20 protein-coding genes are annotated in these 23,150 nt (G+C 72.7%); 6 read left to right on the top strand and 14 right to left on the bottom strand.

Going from position 1 to position 23,150, the window contains the following annotated elements; genetic code table 11:
* Positions 1-6 precede the first annotated feature (6 nt).
* Both purH and purN read right to left on the bottom strand, forming a co-directional pair.
* Positions 7-1,557: a bifunctional phosphoribosylaminoimidazolecarboxamide formyltransferase/IMP cyclohydrolase gene (gene purH / locus AOM06_RS09375; RefSeq protein ID WP_062305088.1), complete on the bottom strand. Its 1,551-nt coding sequence runs from the start codon at positions 1,555-1,557 to the stop codon at positions 7-9.
* Positions 1,554-2,204 (bottom strand): phosphoribosylglycinamide formyltransferase, encoded by a 651-nt coding sequence (gene purN / locus AOM06_RS09370; RefSeq protein WP_062305087.1) that lies wholly within the window; start codon positions 2,202-2,204, stop codon positions 1,554-1,556. Before purN ends, purH begins: the two co-directional genes overlap by 4 nt.
* A gap of 50 nt (positions 2,205-2,254) precedes the next feature.
* Here purN and AOM06_RS15090 point away from each other — a divergent pair, with 50 nt between their 5' ends.
* Positions 2,255-2,677: a hypothetical protein gene (locus AOM06_RS15090; protein ID WP_062305085.1), complete on the top strand. Its 423-nt coding sequence runs from the start codon at positions 2,255-2,257 to the stop codon at positions 2,675-2,677.
* Here the strand turns inward: AOM06_RS15090 and AOM06_RS09360 are convergent.
* From AOM06_RS09360 to AOM06_RS09340, 5 genes are all read right to left on the bottom strand, one after another.
* Entirely contained in the window at positions 2,649-3,920 is a 1,272-nt protein-coding gene (locus tag AOM06_RS09360; protein WP_062305082.1) for a cell division protein PerM, read from the bottom strand. The two genes, AOM06_RS15090 and AOM06_RS09360, sit on opposite strands and share 29 nt — an antisense overlap.
* Before the next feature lie 217 nt (positions 3,921-4,137).
* Positions 4,138-5,022, bottom strand: a complete 885-nt coding sequence (sucD, locus tag AOM06_RS09355; protein WP_062305079.1) for a succinate--CoA ligase subunit alpha — start codon at positions 5,020-5,022, stop codon at positions 4,138-4,140.
* 9 nt (positions 5,023-5,031) lie between these two features.
* Positions 5,032-6,201: an ADP-forming succinate--CoA ligase subunit beta gene (sucC, locus tag AOM06_RS09350; protein WP_062305077.1), complete on the bottom strand. Its 1,170-nt coding sequence runs from the start codon at positions 6,199-6,201 to the stop codon at positions 5,032-5,034.
* 206 nt (positions 6,202-6,407) lie between these two features.
* Entirely contained in the window at positions 6,408-7,055 is a 648-nt protein-coding gene (locus AOM06_RS09345) for a response regulator transcription factor (protein WP_062305074.1), read from the bottom strand.
* Positions 7,052-8,407 (bottom strand): sensor histidine kinase, encoded by a 1,356-nt coding sequence (locus AOM06_RS09340; protein WP_062305072.1) that lies wholly within the window; start codon positions 8,405-8,407, stop codon positions 7,052-7,054. The genes AOM06_RS09345 and AOM06_RS09340 overlap by 4 nt, the downstream gene beginning before the upstream one ends.
* A 220-nt stretch (positions 8,408-8,627) precedes the next feature.
* Between AOM06_RS09340 and AOM06_RS09335 the strand changes: the two genes are divergently transcribed.
* Both AOM06_RS09335 and cysM read left to right on the top strand, forming a co-directional pair.
* Positions 8,628-10,793, top strand: a complete 2,166-nt coding sequence (locus AOM06_RS09335) for an MMPL family transporter (protein ID WP_062305069.1) — start codon at positions 8,628-8,630, stop codon at positions 10,791-10,793.
* Positions 10,794-10,870: 77 nt separating this feature from the next.
* Positions 10,871-11,770 carry a cysteine synthase CysM gene (cysM, locus tag AOM06_RS09330; RefSeq protein WP_062305066.1) on the top strand — a complete coding sequence of 300 codons (900 nt, stop codon included), beginning with the start codon at positions 10,871-10,873 and terminating at the stop codon, positions 11,768-11,770.
* Between the two features lie 57 nt (positions 11,771-11,827).
* On the opposite strand, the gene AOM06_RS09325 is transcribed toward cysM, so the two are convergent.
* The 3 genes from AOM06_RS09325 to pcrA all read right to left on the bottom strand — a co-directional run bounded on the left by AOM06_RS09325 (position 11,828) and on the right by pcrA (position 16,052).
* A complete protein-coding gene (locus AOM06_RS09325) occupies positions 11,828-12,781 on the bottom strand; it encodes an L-lactate dehydrogenase (protein WP_062305064.1) in 954 nt (317 codons plus the stop codon).
* 77 nt (positions 12,782-12,858) lie between these two features.
* Positions 12,859-13,464 carry a hypothetical protein gene (locus tag AOM06_RS09320; RefSeq protein ID WP_156163662.1) on the bottom strand — a complete coding sequence of 202 codons (606 nt, stop codon included), beginning with the start codon at positions 13,462-13,464 and terminating at the stop codon, positions 12,859-12,861.
* Between the two features lie 38 nt (positions 13,465-13,502).
* The gene (pcrA, locus tag AOM06_RS09315; protein ID WP_062305058.1) at positions 13,503-16,052 is read right to left on the bottom strand and encodes a DNA helicase PcrA; all 2,550 of its coding nucleotides are present in this window, start codon (positions 16,050-16,052) and stop codon (positions 13,503-13,505) included.
* An 80-nt stretch (positions 16,053-16,132) separates the two neighbouring features.
* Between pcrA and AOM06_RS09310 the strand changes: the two genes are divergently transcribed.
* Complete coding sequence (locus AOM06_RS09310; protein ID WP_062305056.1) at positions 16,133-16,648, top strand: hypothetical protein; 516 nt, start codon at positions 16,133-16,135, stop codon at positions 16,646-16,648.
* Between the two features lie 4 nt (positions 16,649-16,652).
* Here AOM06_RS09310 and AOM06_RS09305 read toward each other — a convergent pair whose 3' ends face one another.
* The 4 genes from AOM06_RS09305 to AOM06_RS09290 all read right to left on the bottom strand — a co-directional run bounded on the left by AOM06_RS09305 (position 16,653) and on the right by AOM06_RS09290 (position 21,001).
* Positions 16,653-17,363 (bottom strand): hypothetical protein, encoded by a 711-nt coding sequence (locus tag AOM06_RS09305; RefSeq protein WP_062305054.1) that lies wholly within the window; start codon positions 17,361-17,363, stop codon positions 16,653-16,655.
* 65 nt (positions 17,364-17,428) lie between these two features.
* The gene (locus tag AOM06_RS09300; protein WP_062305051.1) at positions 17,429-18,913 is read right to left on the bottom strand and encodes a DEAD/DEAH box helicase; all 1,485 of its coding nucleotides are present in this window, start codon (positions 18,911-18,913) and stop codon (positions 17,429-17,431) included.
* A 421-nt stretch (positions 18,914-19,334) separates the two neighbouring features.
* Entirely contained in the window at positions 19,335-19,985 is a 651-nt protein-coding gene (locus AOM06_RS09295) for a response regulator (protein WP_062305045.1), read from the bottom strand.
* On the bottom strand, positions 19,982-21,001 hold the full coding sequence (locus AOM06_RS09290) for a sensor histidine kinase (protein WP_062305043.1): 1,020 nt from the start codon (positions 20,999-21,001) through the stop codon (positions 19,982-19,984). The genes AOM06_RS09295 and AOM06_RS09290 overlap by 4 nt, the downstream gene beginning before the upstream one ends.
* 151 nt (positions 21,002-21,152) lie before the next feature.
* Here AOM06_RS09290 and AOM06_RS09285 point away from each other — a divergent pair, with 151 nt between their 5' ends.
* Positions 21,153-22,721 carry a PspC domain-containing protein gene (locus tag AOM06_RS09285; RefSeq protein WP_062305041.1) on the top strand — a complete coding sequence of 523 codons (1,569 nt, stop codon included), beginning with the start codon at positions 21,153-21,155 and terminating at the stop codon, positions 22,719-22,721.
* Positions 22,718-23,026 (top strand): hypothetical protein, encoded by a 309-nt coding sequence (locus tag AOM06_RS09280; RefSeq protein ID WP_062305040.1) that lies wholly within the window; start codon positions 22,718-22,720, stop codon positions 23,024-23,026. Before AOM06_RS09285 ends, AOM06_RS09280 begins: the two co-directional genes overlap by 4 nt.
* The last annotated feature ends 124 nt before the right edge of the window (positions 23,027-23,150 follow it).

Genomic DNA, 23,150 nt, shown 5'->3' with positions numbered 1-23,150 from the left:
CGAACCTCAGTGGAAGAAGTGACGCGTGCCGGTGTGGACCAGCGTGATCCCGGCGGACTCCGCGGCCGCGATGACCTCGGCGTCGCGCACCGACCCGCCGGGCGACACCACCGCCTTCACGCCGCCCTCGATCAGCACCTCGAGCCCGTCCGCGAACGGGAAGAACGCATCGGACGCCGCGACCGAGCCCGCGGCACGCTCGGTGCCCGCGCGGCTCACCGCGAGGCGGCACGAGTCGACCCGGTTGACCTGACCCATGCCGATGCCGACGGCCGCGCCGTCCTTCGCGAGCAGGATCGCGTTGGACTTCACGGCGCGGCACGCGCGCCACGCGAACTCGAGCTCGGCGAGCAGGGCCTCGTCCGGCACGGGGCCGGCCACGTGCTGCCACGCGGCCGTCGCGTCGCCGTGCGCGTCGATCGCGTCGACGTCCTGGACCAGCAGCCCACCCGTGATGCGGCGCCACTCGGAGGCGAGCGGCGCGGGGTCGATCTCGAGGATCCGCAGGTTCTTCTTCGCGGTGAGCACCGTGATGGCCTCGTCTTCGTACCCGGGGGCGACCACCACCTCGGTGAAGATCTCCGCGATCTGGCGGGCCGCATCGGCCGTGATCACGCCGTTGGACGCGATGACGCCGCCGAAGGCGCTGACCGGGTCCGTCGCGTGGGCCTTCGCGTGCGCCTCCGCGATGGTGTCCGCGACCGCGATGCCGCACGGGTTCGCGTGCTTGATCACGGCGACCGCGGGACCCGCGTGGTCGTACGCGGCGCGCACCGCGGCGTCCGCGTCGACGTAGTTGTTGAAGGACATCTCCTTGCCGTGCAGCTGACGCGCGCCCGCGATGCCGGCGCCCGAGCCGTCCGTGTACAGCGCCGCGGACTGGTGCGGGTTCTCGCCGTAGCGCAGGATCGCCTCGCGGGTGAACGATGCGCCCATCCAGGGCGCGAGGGCCGCGGGCTCGTCCTCGGCGTGCGCGGACATCCAGGTCGCGACCGCGACGTCGTACTCCGCGGTGTGCTGGAAGGCCTTCGCGGCGTAGCGCGTACGGTCCGCGACGGTGAAGCCGCCGTGGCCCACGGCGGAGGCGACGGCCTCGTAGTCGGTGGGGTCCACCACCACCGCGACGGACGCGTGGTTCTTCGCGGCGGCGCGCACCATCGACGGGCCGCCGATGTCGATCTGCTCGACGATCTCGTCGTCGGAGGCGCCCGACGCGACGGTCGCGGCGAACGGGTAGAGGTTGACCACCACCAGGTCGAACGCCTCGATGCCCAGCTCCTCGAGCTGACGCACGTGGTCGGGCAGGCGGCGGTCCGCGAGGATGCCGGCGTGGACGCGCGGGTGCAGCGTCTTGACGCGGCCGTCGAGGCACTCGGGGAAGCCCGTGAGCTCCTCGACCGGCGTGACGGGGACGCCCGCGGAAGCGATGCGCTGCGCGGTCGAGCCGGTCGAGACGATCTGGACGCCCTCGTGGGTCAGCGCGGTCGCGAGCTCCTCGATGCCGGTCTTGTCGTAGACGGAGATGAGGGCGCGGCGCACGGCCTGACGCTCGGTCATGATTCCTCCTCAGGAGTGGGTGTCGGCGCTCCGAATCGCACGGAGCGGCCCGTGACGGTCCAGCCCTCGCGCGCCATCCGGCCGAGCGTGCGGGCCACCAGGACCTGCTCGACCTCCTTGATGCGCGCGTGGAGCGTGGACTCGGTGTCGTCGTCGAGGACCTCGACCGCCGCCTGCGCGACGATGGGCCCGGTGTCCACGCCCGCGTCGACCAGGATGACGGAGCAGCCCGTCACCTTGGCCCCGCCGGCGAGGGCGTCCCTCACCCCGTGCGCGCCGGGGTAGGCAGGCAGCAGGGCGGGGTGCGTGTTGACGATGCGGCCGCCGAACCGGTCGAGCGTGGGCTCGCCGAGCAGCCGCATGAATCCCGCGAGCAGCACCAGCTCGGGGTCGAAGGTCGCGAGCGTCCGCGCGACGGCCTCGTCCCACAGCGCGCGCGACCCGAAGTCCTCGAGGCGCACCACCGCCGTCGGGATGCCGGCCTCGCGCGCGATGTCGAGCGCTCCCGCGTCGGCCCGGTCCGTGACGACCCCGACCACGCGGGCGCCGAACGCCTCCTCGCGGGCGGCCTCGACGACGGCGCGGAGGATGGACCCGGTCCCCGAGGCGAGCACGACGACACGCCGGGCCGGGGGTGGGTTTGTCACAGCGCCGAGCCTATCGGCATGCTGGGGGTCACACCGACCGAGGGAGCCGCATGCCGACGACCCCTGCCGCGCCCGAGGTGAGCGCGCGGGCGCGCCGCGCCGTCCGCTGGTCGCTCGTGCTCTTCGCGGCCATGCTGCTCGTGCCGATGCTCGGGGCGCTGTGGGGGTACAGCACGCTCCTGCTCGCGCCCGCATGCGCGGCGGCGATGATCGTCGCGCTCGTGAGCCTCCAGGGCGTGCAGCTGACCGCGCTCAAGACGATGCTCTGGATCGGGCTGGGCGTCTCGGCGCTCGCACTGCTGTCCGGCGTGGGCCTCGTGATCCTCCACGAGCAGATCCTCGCGCTCGTGGAGTGCCAGGATCGTGCCATCACGCACACCGCCGAGCAGGCGTGCCTGGACGAGTACCTCGACTCGTCGGCCGAGATGCTCGAGCGCTGGGGCCTCAACGTGCCGGCGCAGCTGCGTCCTTGACTTCCGCCGCGTCGGGCCGCACGCCCGCGAGCGGCACCGGGCCCGTCACGGCCGCATCGTCCCCGCGCACGCGGCCCCGCGTCCACCGCCAGGCGGCGAGCGTGCCCCACACGAGCCCGTAGCCCACCATCACGAGCGCGGTGCCGATGAGCGTCACCGGCACCACCTCCGCGCCCATGTCGGCGAGCCTGCCCGGTCCGGCGGAGCCGCGCGAGAGCGCCGTGAGGGTCGCGAGCCCCGCGGCGACGGCGGCGATCGCGACGCCGGCGGACTTGGCCGAGTCCCAGTCGAGGCCGATGCGGCGGGACAGCAGCGCGCGGGCGAACGCCGCGAGCGCGACCACGCCCACGGGAGCCCACACCCACCAGCCGCCCGATCCCGAGGGCAGCGCGCCGAGCAGCGGCACGCTCGGGAGCGCATCGGCGGTGAGCGTGTCGACCGCGTAGAGCGACCCCGTGCCCACCACGAATCCCGGTCCCACGAGCCACGCGACCATCCAGCAGACCATGGTGGGGACGTAGAGCGTCTCCGCCACCGCGAGCGCGCCGGCGCCGAGCGGGTCCATGCGCAGGCTCGCCGCGATCACCGAGATGTGGTCCATCCCGAGCACGGCCCACGCGCCGCCCACCGCGGCCGCCGCGGCGATCACGAGCGCGAGCGTGCCGAGCCCCAGGCGCAGGCCGGCGCGCACGGGGTCGGGGATGATGTCGAGGATGCGCAGGCGCGCGCCGTACGCGCGCCAGATCCCCGCGGCGACCGCCGGCGCGGCGATGAGAGTGCCGACGAGCGCGGCCCGCGCCGCGGAGCCCGAGCGCAGCCCGTCCGGCGCTCCGAGCCAGCCGATGAGCGCCGCTCCCATCGCGAACGCGGCGACCGCGAGCGCCCAGCTGGCCCAGGTCTTGACGGCGAAGCGCCGCGCGACCGCGGCGAGGATCCCCGCGGTGACGAGCGGCAGGCCCAACGGGATGAGGCTGAGCGTCGCCTGATCCGTGACGAACGGCACGCCGTGGCCCAGCAGCCACAGGTCCGTGGCGATCGCGGTGGCGCCGGACCAGTCGACCGCCGCGGAGCCGTCGAGGCTCGGCGCCCCGGCCACCGCCGCGAGCGCGGGCACCAGCACCACCAGGTAGGACAGCACCACGCCCTGCACGCCCGTGAGCAGGCCGCCCATCCACCCGGGGATCGCCGCGCGGATGCGCGCGAACAGCGGCAGGCGCGCGTTCTCGGGTAGGGGGGTGGGCATGGCATCCATGGTCACCCGGGCGGGCCACGATGCGGCGGACCGCCACGCGCCGCTCCCTTCCGACAGTGCCAACGGAGTTGGACTCGACACGCCGGGCGCCCGGCCGTGTGAACGTGTCCAGGCCGGCGTGGCGCTTCGAGATCCGTTGGAAGTGTCGGGACGGGAACGCGAACGGGGCCCGGGCGCTCGCGCACCCGGGCCCCGCATCGTCCGCGCGTCAGGACGCGGTGAGGATCTCCCGCATGAGGGCCGCGGTCTCCGAGGGCGTGGTGCCGACGCGCACGCCGGCGGCCTCGAGTGCCTCCTTCTTGGCGGCGGCGGTGCCCACCGAGCCGGACACGATCGCGCCGGCGTGGCCCATGGTCTTGCCCTCGGGCGCCTCGAAGCCGGCCACGTAGCCCACCACGGGCTTGGTGACGTGCTCCTTGATGTACGCCGCGGCGCGCTCCTCGGCGTCGCCGCCGATCTCGCCGATCATCACGATCGCCGCGGTGTCCGGGTCGTTCTCGAACGCCTCGAGGCAGTCGATGTGCGTGGTGCCGACGATCGGGTCGCCGCCGATGCCCACGCAGGTCGAGAAGCCCAGATCGCGGAGCTCGAACATCATCTGGTACGTCAGCGTGCCGGACTTGGAGACCAGCCCGATCTTGCCGGGCCCGGTGATGTTCGCGGGCGTGATGCCCACGTTGGACTGGCCGGGCGTGATGAGGCCCGGGCAGTTGGGGCCGATGAGGCGCGTGCCCTTGGACTGCGCGTAGGCGAAGAACTCGGCCGTGTCGGCGACCGGCACGCCCTCGGTGATGATGACCACCAGGGGCATGCCCGCGTCGACGGCCTCCATGACCGCGGCCTTGGTGAACGGCGGCGGCACGAACAGCACCGAGACATCGGCGCCCGTCGCGGCCATCGCCTCGGCCACCGTGCCGTACACGGGGACAAGCACGTCGCCGGGGAACTCGACCTCGGCACCGGCCTTGCGCGGGTTCACGCCGCCCACGACCTGGGTGCCGGAGGCCAGCATGCGCTGGGTGTGCTTCATGCCCTCGGAGCCGGTCATGCCCTGGACGATGACCTTGGACTCTGCGGTGAGGAAGATTGCCATGGTGTCTCCTTAGGCGGCCGCGGCGGCGAGCTCGGCGGCCTTGGCCGCGGCGCCGTCCATGGTCTCGACGATGGTCACGAGCGGGTGGTTGGCGTGCGCCAGGATCGCGCGGCCGTCCTCGACGGCGTTGCCGTCGAGTCGCACCACGAGCGGCTTGGTCGCCTTGTCGCCGAGCGCCTCGAGCGCGCCCACGATGCCGTCCGCCACCGCGACGCAGGAGGTGATCCCGCCGAACACGTTGACGAACACGCTCTTGACCTGCGGGTCGTGCAGGATGACGTCGAGGCCGTTGGCCATCACCTCGGCCGAGGCGCCGCCGCCGATGTCGAGGAAGTTGGCGGGCTTCTGGCCGCCGAACTCGCGGCCGGCGTAGGCGACCACGTCGAGCGTGGACATGACCAGCCCCGCGCCGTTGCCGATGATGCCCACCGAGCCGTCGAGCTTCACGTAGTTGAGGTTCATGTGCTTGGCCTTGGCCTCGAGCGGGTCCGCGGCTGCCTTGTCCTCGAGCGCCGCGTGGTCCTCGTGGCGGAAGTCCGCGTTCGCGTCGAGGGTCACCTTGCCGTCGAGCGCGATGATCGAGCCGTCCTCGGTGCGCACGAGCGGGTTGACCTCGACCAGCGTCGCGTCCTCGTTCTTGTAGACCGCCCACAGCTTCTGGATCACGTCCGCGACGGCGTCCCGCAGGTCCGCCGGGAAGCGCGCCTCGTCGACGATCTCGTAGGCCTTCGCCTGGTCGATGCCCACCAGCGGGTCGACGGCGACGCGCGCCAGCGCGTCGGGACGCTCGACGGCGAGCTGCTCGATCTCCATGCCGCCCTCGACGGAGCACATGGCCAGGTAGCGGCGCTCGGCGCGGTCCAGGAGGACGCTGAAGTAGAACTCCTCGGCGATGGCGGCACCCGCGGCGATCATCACGCGGTGGACGGTGTGGCCCTTGATATCCATGCCGAGGATCGCCTCGGCGTAGGCCCCGGCCTCCTCGGGCGTCTTGGCGACCTTGACGCCGCCGGCCTTGCCACGTCCGCCCACCTTGACCTGCGCCTTGACGACGACCACGCCGCCCAGCTGCTCGGCCGCGGCGCGTGCCTCGGCGGGGGTCTCGGCGACGATGCCGGGGAGCACGGGTACGCCGTGCTTCTCGAACATGTCGCGCGCCTGGTACTCGTACAGGTCCATGCACTGTCCTCACGCGAAGGGCGCGCCCTCGTCGGCGCGCTGGTCCGATGCTGCAGGCCTCATGCTACCCACGTCTCACGAAGCGACAGGACCAAGGTCCCCCGCCCCACCTGACAGCAGCAACGGATCCGGTCCCGGTCTTCCGGCGCGTCGGGGCACGATGCGCCGACGGGCTCGGCGTGTCGCCGTGGGATCCGTTGCAGCTGTCAGGCCTCGGAGACCTCCCCGGGCGCCACGAAGCCGCTCTCGTAGGCCGCGATGACCGCCTGGGTGCGGTCCCGCACGCCGAGCTTCATGAGGATCGAGGCGACGTGCGACTTCACCGTCTCGACGGACACGAACAGGTCCGCCGCGATCTCGCCGTTCGAGCGGCCCCGCGCGAGCGCGCGCAGCACGTCCTCCTCGCGCTCGGTGAGCTCGGGCAGCCGCTGGAGGCCGCGCGACGCGAAGCGCTCGATGACCGCGCGGGTCGACGACGGGAACAGCAGGGACTCGCCGAGCGCGACCACGCGGATCGACTCGATGAGGTCGGCGGGCGGGATGCGCTTGAGGACGAAGCCCGAGGCGCCGGAGCGCATCGCGTCGAAGACGTACTCGTCGACCTCGAAGGTGGTGAGCACCAGCACGCGGGTCGCGATGCCGCGCGCGATGATCTCGCGCGTCGCCGTGAGCCCGTCCATGCCGGGCATGCGCACGTCCATGAGCATGATGTCGGGCCGCTCGCGCTCCGCGAGGGCGACGGCGTCGACGCCGTCGCCGGCCTCGCCGACCACGTCCCAGCCGTCCTCCGAGCCGACGATCGCACGCAGCCCCATGCGCACCAGAGGGTCGTCGTCGACGATCGCCACCTTCATGCGCGCACCTCCTCGCGCAGATCGTCCCACGCGGAGCCCTCACCCGCCGGACGGATGGTCGACTCGAGCGGCAGCAGCGCCCTCACGCGGTAGCCGCCGTCGCGCAGCGGCCCGATCGCGGTGCGCCCGCCGAGCAGCGTGACCCGGTCGCGCATGCCCGCCACGCCGTGGCTCGCCCGCACGGACGATGCCGCCGGCGCCGCACCCCCCGGGCCGTTCACGATGTCGATCGCGAGCGCATCGTCCTCGCGGACCACCCGCACGGAGACCGGGGCACCCGGGGCGTGCCGCGCCGCGTTGGTGAGCGACTCGCGCACGATGCCGAACGCGGCGCGCCCGATCGCGGGAGGCACCGGCGCGATGTCCAGCTCCGCATCGACGACGATGCCGGCGTCACGCGACGCCTCGACGAGGGCGGGGATGTCCGCGATGCCGGGCAGCGGCGTGCGCTCGCCGGGATCGTCGCCGCGGATGGTGGCGATGATGCGGTCGAGCTCGCCCATCGCGGCGCGGCCCCGTTCCTCGATGTTGCGCAAGGCCTGGCGAGCGAACTCCGGATCGGAGTCGAACACGTGCGCGCCGGCGCCGGCCTGCACGATGTTCATGGTGATCATGTGGCCGATGCTGTCGTGGAGCTCCTGGTCGATGCGCACCTGCTCCTCCGCGAGCTCCGCGCGAGCGGTCGCGGCGCGCGCGACGTCCCTGCCGCAGATGCCCAGGGCGTTGGACGCGAGCCACCGGTGGACGGCGGCGAGGCCACGCACGATCCAGGCCGGCGCCGGCATCAGGGCGATGAGGAGCGGGCTGCCGACCGCGGTCCAGAACATGACCGTGTCGACCACGGCGCGCTCGTCCGCGGTCGCGTTCTCGATCTGGAGCCAGCCGTCGAGCCCGAGGTAATGCAACGCGACGATCACCACCGCCGCGAGGAGGCTGATCGGCACCACGAGCTGCACGATCGCGAAGGCGAAGGCGATCGGAGCGAGCACGATCCTCGCCGCGATCCACGCGAGCACCCACCACGAGCCGGCGTCGCCGAACAGCGCGAGCGCACGGTGGACGAGCTTCGGATCGTTCGCGCCGCGCGGAGGCAGGGGCTGCGGGATCGAGAATCCGAGCATCCGCATCGCCATCACCCGCTCGACGGCGCCGATCGGCCGCAGGGAGGCCTGCACGCCGACCAGCACGAACAGGCCTACCCACACGATCGCGAGCCCGATCCCGACGGCGTATCCCGTGATCGCGTACGTGAACAGCACGATCGCGATCGGGAGGCTGATGACGAAGTACAGCACCGCCCCCCAGGTGCGGGGATCCCACAGGGCGGAGAAGTAACGACCGAGCGCGTGCATGCCTCCATCGTGCCGTGAGCAGGGCCGATGCGCCCTCGCTCGCCCGGATGGAACCCTTCCCCCTCCCGGGGGAGACGATGCGCGCCCTCCCCCGCGAGGACCACGCCGAGTTCACCCGCGGGGCATGCCCGATTCATCCCTGAGCGCGCAGATCCCAGGGGGGTCGCCTCCCTAGCGTCGAGGTGAGCCGGGAGGTCCCGGCGATCTCGAGGAGGGGATCATGGAGCTTGGCATCACCGGGCGCATCGCCCGAGCCGCCGCCGCACGGCCGTGGCTGACCATCACCGCGTGGCTGCTGGCGATCGTCGCCGCGGTCGTCGCGGCAGGGGGGCTCGGCGACGCCCTCACGCAGGACGACCGCATGCTGGTCGCGACCGAGTCCGATGCAGCGGCCGATCGCAACGAGGAGCTCCGCGGCGCGGACGACTCCACCACGGACGAGACGGTGGTCATCACCGCGGACTCGGCGACGTGGGGCGACCCTGAGTTCACCGCCGCCGTCGAGCGGGTGGTCGCGGGGCTCGAGGCGCTGCCGGGCGTGCAGTCCGTCACGGCGCCGAGCCTCGAGGAGCCCTATCCCGTCTCCGAGGACGGCCGCACGGCGCTGGTCACCGCGGTGGTCGACGCGGACTCCGACACGGTCGGCGAGGCGGTCTCGGCCGCGACCGACGAGGCGGCGGCCGCCGGCTTCTCGCTGCACAACGTGGGCGACACCACCGCCGAGGTCATCTTCGACTCGCTCGCGGAGGACACCCTGGTGCGCGGCGAGATGATCGGCATCGCGGTCGCGCTGGTGATCCTCGTGATCGTGTTCGGCGCGCTCGTCGCGGCGGGCCTGCCGCTCATGGTCGCGATCGTCGCGATCACCACGGCCGTCGGCGCCACGGCGATCGTGGGTCAGGTGTTCGAGCTGTCCTTCTTCATCGTCAACATGATCACGATGATGGGCCTGGCCCTGGGCATCGACTACAGCCTCGTCGCGGTCCAGCGCTTCCGCGAGGAGCTCGCGCACGGCCGGACGGTCAAGGACGCGGTCGCGATCACCGGCTCGACCGCCAACCGCGCGATCCTGTTCTCCGGCGTCACCGTGCTCATCTCGCTCGTCGGGATGCTCGTGGTGCCGTCGACCATCATGCGCTCGCTCGGCGCCGGCGCGATGATCGTCGCGGTCATGGCCGTCATCACGGCGCTCACCCTGCTGCCCGCCGTCCTGCGACTGCTCGGCCACCGTGTCAACCGCGGTCGCATCCCGACGGCGCACCCGGGCCGCGAGCCGCGGGTGTGGAGCGCGATCGCCCGCACCGTGGTCGCACGTCCGGCGGTCTTCGCGGCCGGCGGCCTCGCGGTGCTGCTCGCGCTCGCCCTGCCCCTGCTCTCGATCCGTCTGACGTTCCCGGGCATCGACGCGCTGCCGGAGGACAACGACGTGCGTCAGGGCATGGAGGTGCTGGTCGACGACTTCGGTTACGGCCAGTCGTCGACCCTGGTCGCGATCGACGACGCGGGCGGCTCCACGTCCGCCGTCGAGACGCTCGCGAGCGCGATCGATGAGGACCCGGCCTTCGCGGAGACCACCGTCGACTGGCGCGGCACCACCGCGTTCATCGACACGCGCGACGTGTTCGACTCGGCCGACCCGGCCGCCGAGCAGGCGCTCGACCGGCTCCGCACGGACATCGTGCCGGCGGCGCTCGGCGGCACCGAGGCCACCGCGAGCGTCGGCGGAGGGCAGGCCGAGTCGGTGGACTTCCGCGACGTGATCGTCGACCACGTGCCGTTGCTGGTCACGATCGTCCTGGGAGCGAGCTTCCTGCTCCTCCTGGTGGCGTTCCGCTCGCTCGCGATCCCGCTCACCGCGATCGCGCTCAACGTGGTCTCCGCGGCGGCGGCGTTCGGCCTCCTGGTCGCCGTGTTCCAGTACGGCTGGGGCGCCGAGCTGTTCGGCTTCGCCCAGGTGGACGGCATCGCGCCATGGATCCCGGTGTTCCTCTTCGCGGTGCTGTTCGGGCTGTCGATGGACTACCACGTGTTCCTCATCAGCCGCATCAAGGAGCGCTACGACTCGACGCGCGACACGAAGGACGCGGTGGTGTTCGGTCTGTCCCGCACCGGCTCCCTCATCACGGGCGCGGCGCTCATCATGGTCGCGGTGTTCCTCGGCTTCTCGCTGGGCGACCTCGCGGAGTTCCAGCAGATGGGCTTCGGGCTCGCGGCGGCGGTCATCATCGACGCCACCGTGGTCCGCACCATCCTGGTGCCGTCGATCATGGCGCTGCTGGGCGAGCGCAACTGGACGCTCCCGCGGTGGCTGGACTGGCTGCCGCAGGTCTCCGTCGAGGGCGGCGCGTCCGAGCCTCCGCGCGAGAAGGAGCTCGTGGGCGTCTGAGCCCGCCACGCACGATGCCCCCGGTCCCGGCCGGGGGCATCGTCGCGCATCGGCCCTGCTTCCGGTTCACTAGGGGCATGCGCGACTACCCGACCATCGAGGAGACCATCGGCCGCACGCCCCTGGTGAGGCTCCAGCGCCTCGCCGCCGGCGCCGCCGAACGCGGCACCGTGGTGCTCGCGAAGCTCGAGGGCACCAACCCCGCGGGCTCGGTCAAGGACCGTCCGGCGCTGTCGATGATCGAGGCCGCGCAGGCCGCAGGGCGCATCCGTCCGGGCGACACGGTCATCGAGGCCACGAGCGGCAACACCGGCATCGCCCTCGCCATGGTCGCGGCGGTGCGCGGCTACGCCATGGTGCTCGTGATGCCCGCGGACCTGTCCGTCGAGCGCGCGCGCACCATGACCGCGTACGGCGCACGGCTGGTGCTCACCGACCCCGCCGGCGGGATGGAGCTCGCGCGCACCACCGCCGACGCGATGGAGGCCGCGGGCGAGGGCGTCCAGCTCGACCAGTTCGCCAACCCGGCCAACCCCGCCGCGCACATGGCCGCGACGGCCGAGGAGATCTGGTCCCAGACAGACGGACGCGTGACCCACTTCGTGTCCTCGATGGGCACCACGGGCACGCTCACCGGCACGGGCCGCCGCCTGCGCGAGCTGAGCGATGCCGTCCGCATCGTCGGCGTCCAGCCCGAGGAGGGCTCCCGCATCCCCGGCATCCGCGCGTGGGAGCCGGAGTTCCTGCCCCGCATCTTCGATCCGACCGTCCCGCACGAGGTGCGGAACGTGAGCCAGGACGATGCGACGCGCACCACGCGCGCGCTCGCCCGCGAGGAGGGCATCCTCGCGGGCATGAGCGCGGGCGGCGCCGCGCACGTCGCGCTCGGGCTCGCGGCGACGGAGCACGATGCGACCATCGTCTTCATCGTCCCCGACCGGGGCGACCGCTACCTCTCGACGGATCTGTTCGCCTGAGCCCGGACGTGACGATGCCCCGGTCGCCCGCGCGGGCGACCGGGGCATCGTGCAGCGTCAGCCGACGCCGAAGCGGTTCGCGGTCTCCTTGATCGAGCGGGCGGAGGCCTCGAGGGCCGCCTTCTCCTCGTCGTCCATCGGGGTCGCGGCCTGGTGCTCGATGCCGTTGCGGCCGATCACGGCTGGCAGCGACATGCAGACCTCGCCGACGTTCGGGTAGTCGATGAGGGTCGACACGGGCATGATGCGGCGCTGGTCGCCCAGGACCGCCTCGACGATGCGCGCACCCGCGGCGCCGACCGCGTAGTTGGTCGCGCCCTTGCCCTCGATGATCGTGTACGCGGAGCGCATGACGTCGTGGTGGATCTGCTCGCGCACCTCCGGGGTCATCACGACCTCGCCGTCGCGGCCGCGCCAGTCGACCAGCGGCTGCCCGCCGATGGTGGCCGAGGACCACAGCGCAACCTCGGAGTCGCCGTGCTCGCCCGCGATGTACGCGTGGACGTTGCCCACCGCGATGTCGCAGTAGTCGGCGATCTGGTGGCGCAGGCGCGACGTGTCGAGCGCCGTGCCCGAGCCGAACATGCGGGACGGGTCCATGCCGGACTTCTTGATCGCGGCGTACGTCACCACGTCGACCGGGTTGGTGACGAGGATGTAGATCGCGTTCGGCGCGGCCTCGAGGAGCGGCGGCAGCACCTTGTCCATGAGGCCGATGGTCGCGCCCGCGAGATCCATGCGGGTCTGGCCCGGCTGCTGCTTCGCTCCCGCGGTGATCACCACCACGTCGGAGTCCTCCACCACGCCGATGTCGGAGGATCCGAGCACCGTCGCCTCGGGCATGAACTGGATGCCCTGCGCGAGGTCGAGCGCCTCCGCCTCGACCTTCGCCTTGTTGATGTCGTACAGCGCGACCGTGCGCGCGAATCCGCGCATCAGGCCTGCATAGGCGAGGGTCGCCCCGACGGCACCCGCGCCGACGATCGACACCTTCGAGGTCTTCTCCGACATTGCGCCCTCCCTGAGTTCAAGTCCAGGTAGAGCCTAGTGCGGAGGGACGATGAGCGCCGCGCGCGGGCGCCCGGCCGCTACGTCTCGAGATCGAGGCACAGCACGTCGGAGGCCGAGGAGGCCACCGTCGAGGACGCCCCGCCGTCACGGAACATGAGGCCCGAGTCGACCCGAAGGCACCAGACGTCGTCCCGCGTGACGCCGCCGGCGATCGTGAGCGTCAGGCCGGAGCCGTCCACCGCGCCGGCACCCTCGTCGGTCGCCACCTCGAGGCGCACGCCCGTACCCCCGCAGTCGACCGCGACGGCGCTGCCCTCCTCCTGATCGATGTTCCACTCGCTGCACTCGCCGGTCGGGGTGATGCCCGCGAAGCCCGCGGCGATGACGGCGTCGCGCTCGCCGCATCCCGGCTCCTCGGCGACGCTCAGGCGCGCGTCCGTGACCTCGACGCCGGTGAGGCGCGCGATCCCGAGCACGTCGACGAGCGGATGCTGCACGGTCCCGCTGAGGCCCGCGGTGACCGTCACGGTGCCGCAGCCGTCGGTCTCGGTGTCCTCGAGCGTCGCCGAGAACTCCGACGGTGCCGTCGCGGCCTCGGTCGCGACGAACGGCAGCGGCACGCAGACCGCCGCCCCGGCCGCGAGCGCGACCACCAGACCGATCCATGCCGCCTTGCGCATCATCCCCCCAGAGATATCTGGGGGAACGCTAGCGCCGTGCCCTACAGCTTGTCGAGGGAGTTGAAGCGCAGCACCAGGCGCTTGACCTCGCCGCCGAAGTCCACCTTCACCACCGCGTTGCGACCCACGCCCTCGGTGCCCACGACCTTGCCCATGCCGAACTTGTCGTGCAGCACGCGCTCGCCGACCTCGAAGCCGATGTCGCCCGAGCCGGCCCCCGGCGGGCTCGGGGGGACGCGCTTCGTGGTGACCGCGCCGGCGCGCGAGTACGTGTTGCCGTCGCCCCGGTCCTGGTTGCCGCCGTAGCCCATGCCCGACCAGGCGCCCGAACGGGAGGAGCCCCGGTCGGAGCGCTCGCGCAGCGAGCCCATCGTCACCGCGGCGCGCGTCCACTCCATGAGCTCGTCGGGGATCTCCTCGACGAATCGGCTCGGCCCGAAGTACTGCGGCGCGCCCCACGAGGAACGCGCCTCGGCGCGCGTGAGGTAGAGCCGCTCGCGGGCGCGGGTGAGGCCCACGTAGGCGAGGCGGCGCTCCTCCTCCATGTCCTTGGTGTCGCCGGACTCGATCGACCGCATGTGCGGGAAGGTGCCGTCCTCCATGCCGGTGAGGAACACCACCGGGAACTCGAGGCCCTTGGCCGTGTGGAGCGTCATCATCGTCACCACGCCGCCGCTGCCGTCCGCGTCGGGCACCTGGTCCGCGTCCGCGACCAGCGCGACCTTCTCGAGGAAGTCAGCGAGCGTGCCGTCGGGGTTGTCCTCGGAGAACTCACGGCCCACGGCCACGAGCTCCATGATGTTCTCGACGCGGCTCGCGTCCTGCGGGTCCTCGCTCTTCCTCAGCGAGGCGAGCAGACCCGACCGGTCCGCGATCGCGTCGAGCACGCCCGCGGGCCCGTTGTCCTTCGCAAGCGCGCGCAGATCGTCCATGAGCCGCACGAAGTCCTCGATGGCGCGCTGCGAGCGTGCCTGCAGCCCCGCATCGTCCAGATGCCTCAGCGCCACGCCGAAGCTGGCCTCCTGGCCGGCCGCGACGAGCGTGCGGCGCACGCCCTCGACCGACTCGACCGCGGTGTCGCCGATGCCGCGCTTGGGCTCGTTGATGATCCGGCGGGTCGCGACGTCGTCGTCCTCGTTCACCACGGCGGCGAGGTACGCGAGCATGTCCTTGATCTCCTTGCGCTCGTAGAAGCGCGTGCCGCCGACCACCTTGTAGGGGATCTCGGCGCGGATGAAGCGCTCCTCGACCGCGCGGGACTGCGCGTTGGCGCGGTACATGATCGCGATGTCGTTGGGCTCGATGCCGTCCTCGTCGATGAGCCGGCGGATCTCGGTGGCGATGTACTGCGCCTCGCCCTGCTCGGTGTCGGCGGCGTAGCCCTTGATCTTCTCGCCGGCGCCCGAGTCCGTCCACAGGTTCTTGGGACGGCGGTCGGAGTTGTTCTGGATGACCGTGTTGGCCGCGGTGAGGATGTTCTGGGTCGAGCGGTAGTTCTGCTCGAGGCGCACGATGTGCGCGTTCGGGTAGTCCTTCTCGAACTCCATGATGTTGCGGATGGTCGCGCCGCGGAACGCGTAGATGGACTGGTCCGCGTCACCCACGACGGTCAGCTCGCCCGCCGGGAGCGACGCATCGTCCGCCGGGCCGACCAGCTCGCGCACCAGCACGTACTGCGCGTGGTTGGTGTCCTGGTACTCGTCGACCAGGATGTGGCGGAACCGCTCGCGGTAGGCGCGCGCGACCTGCGGGTGCTCCTGCACCAGCCTCACGGTCTTCACGATGATGTCGTCGAAGTCGACCGCGTTGGCCGCCTCGAGACGGCGCTGGTACAGCGGGTACGCCGTCGCGGCGGCGTGCTCGATCGAGAACTTGGACGCCATCGAGGCGCCCGCGAGCGCCACCTCGGGGTCGATCAGCTCGTCCTTGAACTTGCCGATGCGGCCCAGGATCGCCTTCGGCGTGAACTTCTTGGGGTCGAGGTTCAGCTCCTTCATGACGAGCTTCATGAGGTTGACCGAGTCCGACGTGTCGTAGATCGAGAACGTGCTGCTGAGCCCGGCGAGCTGGTGGTCGGCGCGCAGGATCCGCACGCACGCGCTGTGGAACGTCGCGACCCACATGCGGCGCGCCTCGGGACCCACGAGCGCCTCGACGCGCTCGCGCATCTCCGCCGCCGCCTTGTTGGTGAACGTGATCGCGAGGATCTGATGCGGGCGGGCGCGTCCCGTCTCGAGCAGGTGCGCGATGCGGTGCGTCAGCACGCGCGTCTTGCCGGACCCGGCGCCCGCCATGATGAGCAGCGCCTCGCCCTCGTGGGTGACGGCCTCCGCCTGCGGACCGTTGAGCCCCTTCACCAGGGACGATGCGTCGCGCACCGGGCGGTTCGGCGCGGGCTCCGGCCGGTGGTGGCCCGCGAGGATCGGCGTCGGCGGGATCCACGCGTCCTCGGGCTCGGGCTCGTTCGCCTCCTCGGGTGCCGGCTCGAAGTCGGGCGCGCCCCACTCCTCCGGCTCCGGCTGCTGGGCGGCGGGCGTGCTGGGCTGGGGCTCGCTGGGGACGGAGCCGTCGAGATCGAAGAGCGCATCCATGACCCGAGAGATTCTAGGCGCTCGGGCGGACACCGGCGGCGGCCGTCCACGGGCCAGGCGGAGCACGCTAGCCTCGCGCCATGCGCCGACTTCTCGCGTTCGCCGCGATCGCCCTGGTGACCGCCTGCTCCAGCCCGTCGACGCTCGATGCCGACGCGCTCGATTCCTGGACGCCGCTGCCCGGTCGGGCGACCGAGGTGCCCTGCGGCGACCTCTACGACGGGTGGGCGGACCCGTCCGCCGAGCGCCCGCTGCGGTGCTGGACCTACGAGGAGTCGGACGGCCTGCCGGCGACCTTCCGGGAGCTCGTGGACTCGTTCGAAAACCAGTTGTCAGGCGACGTCGAGGTCGCGCCGGCCTGTCAGGGCGCCACCGCCGAGCGCCGCTCGTTCACGTGCACCGCGAGCTGGTCCTCCGGGGACGCGGTGGTGACGGTCACCTCCGGCGTCACCGTCCACTCGATGGAGGAGATGGTCGACGAGGTCCCCCCGGTCTCGTACTCCGACCCCACGCTCGCGGGCACGCACGAGGTGATCCTCTGGGTCGGGGACGCCGCACCCGTCGACGACCTCGGGATCTACACCGACGCCGTGTAGCCGCTCACGCGCCGCGCGGCACCGTGCCGTGGCGCTCGAGGTCGGAGAGCGCCGCATCGGCGATGCGTCGGACCCCGGGGTCGACGTCGTACTTGCTCAGGCCGAGCAACGCCCGCCACACCTCGCGGTCGGCGGGGGCCCGGCCCTCGCACGCGAGCAGCGAGTAGCACAGCGCGTAGAGCGAGCGCATCTCGGGGCGGCGGTCCTCCGACAGACCCTTGAGCCTCGGCATCAGGTCGGCGAGGACGTCCGCGCGCTCGCTGCGGATCGCGGCATCCGACTGCTCCTCGGGCGCAGGCTCATGATCGGGACGGGTCGCGCGCAGCCTGCGCCGGCTCGGGACCGTCGACGCCTCGCGAGAAGGCGGCGCCGGAGGCACGCCGCCGGACAGCGCTCCGCCGCCCTTGGACTCCGAACGCCGCGGCAGCACCTTGGGCGTGTGGTCGTCCGGCATCACGCGAACGTCCGTGGTCGCCTCCGCCACCGCGAGCTCCGCGAGGCGCCTGAGCACCACGGCGGGGTCGACGGGGGCCGGCACCTCGGGCGCGATGCGCGCCCGGGGCACACCCCCGGCCGGGGTCGCCGACGCCGCCCAGAACTGCGGGGCCTTGAGAGGATCCGCATCCGGGCGCGCCGCATAGGCGCGCGGGAGGTCCGCCTGCGCGAGGCGCCGTCCTCCCGCGGCCGACCCCTCAGATGCGTCCGCGCTTGACACCCTCGCAGGCTATAGCGACGTCATCCCTGGAACAAGGGGAAATGCGATTCGTAGGAAATGTCCGATCAGCGCGACCGGCGACGGCCCGATCCCGAGCCGCCGCGCGCCGAGAACGCCGCGGCACCGCCGGACGATGCGCCGGTCCCGGTCGTCTTCGACGCGCCCTGGGCGCGGTTCGCGGAGCCGCCCGCCTTGGCCCCGCCCTGGCCGCGAGCCTGGCGGCCCTGGCCCTGCGCGGTGGTCGAGGAGGACCCCTGCGCGCGTCCACGCCCGCCCGAGCGGCGGCCACGGCCGGGGCGCGAGCCGCCGGCCGAGCGGCCGTCGCCGGGGTGCGACGTGTGGTGCGACTGCGGCGCGGCGGCCTGGGTCGGTGCGACGTGCGGAGCGACCTCGCCGACCAGGCGGGTGACGGGGCTCGACGCGGCGTTGACCGCCTGCGGACGCACCGTGATCTTGGCCTTGCGCAGCAGCTGCTCGGTCTCCTTGCGCTGCTCCGGCATCACGACGGTGACCACATCACCGGCAGAGCCCGCACGCGCGGTGCGGCCCGAGCGGTGCAGGTAGGCCTTGTGCTCGGCCGGCGGGTCGACGTGGACCACGAGCTCGATGCCGTCGACGTGCACGCCGCGGGCCGCGACATCGGTCGCGACGAGCACGCGCACGCCCCCACCGGAGAAGGCCGCGAGGTTGCGGTCGCGCGCAGCCTGCGACAGGTTGCCCTGCAGCTCGACCGCGGGGATCCCGGCGGCGGTGAGCTGGCGCGCGAGGCGCTTGGCCTGGTGCTTCGTGCGCGTGAAGAGGATGCGGCGGCCCGTGCCCGAGGCGAGCGCGTGGACCACGTCCTTCTTGGCGTCCGCGCCGTCGACGTGGAAGACGTGGTGCGTCATGGCCTCGACCGGGCTCGACGCATCGTCCACCGAATGCAGGATGGGATCGCTGAGGAACCGCTTGACCAGCTTGTCCACACCGTTGTCGAGCGTCGCGGAGAAGAGCAGGCGCTGACCGCGCTGCGGGGTCTTGCTCATGATGCGCGTGACGCCGGGCAGGAAGCCGAGGTCGGCCATGTGGTCGGCCTCGTCGAGCACGGTCACCTCGACGGCGTCGAGCGACACGTGCCCCTGACCCATGAGGTCCTCGAGGCGACCCGGGCACGCGACCACGATGTCGACGCCGCGCGAGAGCGCCTGCTCCTGACGGCGCTGGCTGACGCCGCCGAAGATGGTGGCGGTGCGCATGCCGTACGCGGCGGCCAGCGGCGCGACCACGGCGTCGATCTGGGTCGCGAGCTCACGCGTGGGGGCGAGGATGAGCGCACGGGGACGGCCAGGGCGAGCCTTGGCGCGACCGGCGCCCAGGCGCGCGGCGAGCGGGATGGAGAAGGCGAGAGTCTTGCCCGAGCCGGTGCGACCGCGGCCGAGCACGTCGCGGCCTGCGAGCGTGTCGGGGAGCGTGTCGACCTGGATGGGGAAGGCCGAGGTCTTGCCGTCACGCTCGAGCACATCGGTGATCGGGGTGGGCACGCCGAGCTCGGCGAAGGTGGTGGAGGACATGGGTGCCTTTCTGGGCAGCCACCGGCGCGCGCGTTCGCGCGGCACCGGGGAAGGTGGCGAAGGCGGAGGTGTCCGCTCTCGTTCGCCGAAGAGAATTTCTACGAGCCGCGCCGCCATCATGGTCGGGCGCCGGCGAGAAGTGGAAGCAATCTGCGACGCAGGAGGGCCGTCGACGGCCCTGCAAGTACTGCCCAGGGTAGCAGGCGGGCGCGCCATCCCCCATGACCACCGTGCCCGAGGGGGTGCGGATCGTGCGACCCGAGAGCGCCTGCGAGCAGGAACGCGTGCGAATCGTGCGGCCGCTCCCCCGTGCCGCGCGCCGGCCGGCACGATCCGCACGCGTTGGCATCCGGGGACCGCACGGGCGCACACGATCCGCACCTGTTGCGGGAGCCGAGGCGTCGAGCGGCCCGGGCCGCGGCTAGACGATCCGACGCTGCGCGGCCCAGTGCGCGAGCTCGTGACGGTTGGACAGCTGCAGCTTGTGCAGCACCTTGCCCACGTGGGTCTCGACCGTCTTGACGGAGATGAACAGCTTCTCCCCGACCTCGCGGTAGGTGTAGCCGCGCGCGATGAGCCGCATCACCTCCTGCTCGCGCTCGGTGAGCTTGTCGAGGTCCTCGTCGGCCGCGGCGACCTCGCCGCCCGCGGCGCCGAACGCGTCGAGCACGAACCCGGCCAGGCGCGGCGAGAACACCGCGTCGCCGGTCGCGACCCGCCTCACGGCATCGGACAGGTCGGGCCCGGAGATCGACTTGGTGACGTACCCGCGCGCGCCGGCGCGCACCGTCGCGACCACGTCCTCGGCCGCGTCGGACACGGACAGCGCGAGCACGCGGGGCGCCCCGGGACGATGCAGGATCTCCGCGAGCACGTCGAGCGCCCCGCCTCCGGTCCCGCCGGGCAGGTGCACGTCGAGGATCACCACCTGCGGCTGCACCTCACGCACCACCGCGACGGCGGACTCGACGTCGCGTGCCTCCCCGATCACCTCGATGTCGTCGTCGAGGCTCTCCCGGACCCCCACACGGATGACGTCGTGGTCGTCCACGATCACCACGGACACGGTCATGGCTGCTCCTCCCGGGGCATCGTGATGGTCACCTCGGTGCGGCGCCCGGGCGCGGACAGGACCTCGGCCGTCCCGCCATGCCGCTCGACGCGATGGATGATCGACTCGCGGATCCCGAGCCGGCCGGACGGCACCGCCGCCGGGTCGAAGCCCGGACCGCCGTCGCGCACGAAGACCTCGAGCCCGGTCGCGGTCACCTCGGCGTAGACCGAGTAGGGCGCGGCTCCGTGCCTGGCAGCGTTGAGGACTGCCTCACGCACCGCCTGGACCGCAGCGGCGAGCCCGGGCGTGGTCGGCGCATCCCCGACCGTCACCACCTCGACCTCGACGCCGTGCGCGTCCTCGACCTCGGCCACCGCGGCCCCGAGGGCGGTCGCGACCGACTCCTGGGTGCTGCGGCGATCCTGGTAGAGGTACGCACGCAGATCGCGCTCCTGCGCCCGCGCGAGGCGCGCGACCGCCGCCGGGTCGTCCGCCTTCGCGCGGATGAGGGTGAGCGTCTGGAGCACCGAGTCGTGCAGGTGCGCCGCGATCTCGGCGCGCTCGAACTCGCGCACGCGGCGCTCGCGCTCGACCCCCACCTGGCGGATCAGGCGCAGCCACCACGGGGCGAGCACCAGCGCGATGCCCGCCGCGACGACCGCGGGCACCACGATCGCCCGGGTCACCTGGTTCCATCCAGACGTCCCGGCCGCGAACAGCCCGAGCGCGCCGATCGCGAGCACCACGCCACCCACCGCACGCAGCCATGCGTCGCGCGAGAACAGCCCGCCCACGTCGGGACGGCGCGCGTCGAGCTGGACGGCGTTCTCGAGCGGGCTCCACACGAGCACCACGGCCACCACGAAGAGCAGCAGGGGCAGCAGCCACCACGCGAGGTTCGCCCACTCGTAGCGGCGCACCAGCATCACGCCCGCGATGACCAGCAGCACCAGCCCCACGGTCGCGCGCCACCATTGCACGGCGGGCGAGCGCCGCTCGAGCGGACGCGCGATCCGCATGCTGGTGGCCGTCATGGGACCACCTTGGCACAGGGCCCCGCGCCGCGACCTCGGCCGCCGGGAGGACGGGCGGCCCGCCGCAGGATCAGGGTCCGAATCAGGGCGTTCCCTCATAGCGGCACCCCGCACCGGGGGGCGAGACTCGAGGGAGATCGGAGGACCACACATGACCCACCAGCAGACCCCGCCTCCCGAGGCCGGGTTCTTCACCACCATCCGCGGATGGGGGCTCACCCGCTCGGACGCCCGCGTCTTCAGCGGCGTCGCAGGCGGCGTCGCCGAGCGCCTCGGCTGGTCGAGGGCGTGGACCCGCGTCGGGCTCGTCGGGCTCGCGATCGTGCTCAACGGCATCGTGCTCCTCGCCTACGCCGCGGCATGGGCGCTGCTCCCGGATCGACGCGGGCGCATCATCGCCCAGGACTTCGGGCGCGGCGTGCCGAACGTGGGCGCGCTCGTGGTGATCTCGCTGGTGGCGCTCGTGGGCCTCGCCTCCATCGACAACACGGGACCGTGGCAGTGGTCCGCCAACGCGGCATGGAACGACGGCATGGGCGGCGGCGTGTTCCGCGCGGCCGCGGCGATCCTCGCGGTGGCGGTCCCGCTCGGTGTGCTCGCCGCGATCATCGGGCTCATCGTCTACCTGGTGCGACGCGACCGCCACCGCGACGGCGCGACCCCGCCGTCCGGCACCCCGGGCGGCGGACCGCAGTACGCCGCCCCGCCGCAGTGGGCCGCCGACCGCCGCGCGCAGCGCGAAGCCGCGCGCCAGGCCCGCCACGAGCACCGGCAGGCGTACCGCACCGCGGTGGCGGAGCAGGTGGCGGCGGACGTGTCCGCGGCAGCCGACGAGGCCGCTGCCTCCGCCCAGGAGGCGGCCGATGCAGCGGCCGGGTACGCGGCCCCCTACGGCGCGCCGTATGCGGTGCCTCCTGCCGCGCCCACCCGGCCGCCACGACCCCCGCGCCCCGCACGCGTGCCGGGCCCCGGCGCCCCCTTCTACCTGCTCACGCTCGCCTGGCTGATCCTCTCGATCGCGGGCATCGCCATCGCCGACCGCCAGGGCGACCTCGCGGTCCAGCCTCTGGTCGCGTGGGGTGCGCTGTTCGTCACCGGCGTGGGCGTGATCCTCATGCTCGTCGCGCTGAGCGGCCGCCGGCTCGGCTTCCTGGCCTTCGCCTCGGCCGTCATGCTCATCCCCACGGCGATCTTCATCGCCAAGGCCGACGACGTCCGCGACAGCTGGGCCGAGCCGTACTTCCCGGACGTGCAGGTCGACGGCGACGGCATCCACATCGGTGTCGGCGATCCCGACGTCGAGGCCTCGTCCTCCTTCGAGGCCGAGCCCGAGCCCACCCCGTACGACGCCTTGAGCGCGTTCGACGGCGACTACGCGACCATCACGCTCCCCGCCGGCTGCTACGCGATCGACGAGGCACCGCCGTCGGACGGCATGTCGCGAGGGCTCCTCGCGAAGACCGGGCTCGAGAAGGCGGCCGCCGTGGACGTCACCGCCGCCTACACGACCGTGCGGATCGCCGCGGGCGGCTCGCTCGCGGTCACGGCGGACCAGGCGGTCCCGACCTCCGTGTACTGGCCCGACCGGGGCGTCGCGTGCGACCTGTACTCCGGTGAGCCGCTGACCCTGTCCAATCCGGGCGACCCTCTGCTCACGCTCGACACCGCGTCGAGCACGGACGGCTACGCCACCATCGTGATCGAGGAGGTCGCGTCATGACCACCGAGCTCCGTCCCCGCCGCGGCGCCGCCGAGCGCGTGACCGGCGTCATCTGGGGAGCGATCGTCGCCGCGTCCGGCGCGTGCGCGATCGCCGCCCTCTCCGGGTACGACGTCGACCTGCAGCTCATCGCCATCATCGCGCTCGCCGCGCTCGGCGCGTGGCTGGTGGTGTCGGCCGTCGTGCTCGCGACCCGTCAGTCGCGCCAGGAGCGCGCGAGGGCCGATGCGGCGGCGATGCCCGCTCCGGAGCCGGCACCGGAGCCCGACGCCGAGCCGGAGCCGGAGGACCGCGAGGACTCCTGACCGCACACGCAGAAGGGGCCGGGCGCATCGTCTACCGATGCGCCCGGCCCCTTCTGCGCCGCTCATCCCCGACGTCGGCGCCCTGGGAGGTGGCGAGTGCTCAGAATCCGCCTCAAAGTCAAGC

It is taken from the genome of Demequina subtropica, from assembly GCF_000971235.1.
Lineage (GTDB): Bacteria > Actinomycetota > Actinomycetes > Actinomycetales > Demequinaceae > Demequina > Demequina subtropica.
This window is presented reverse-complemented; position numbering and strand designations above follow the sequence as displayed.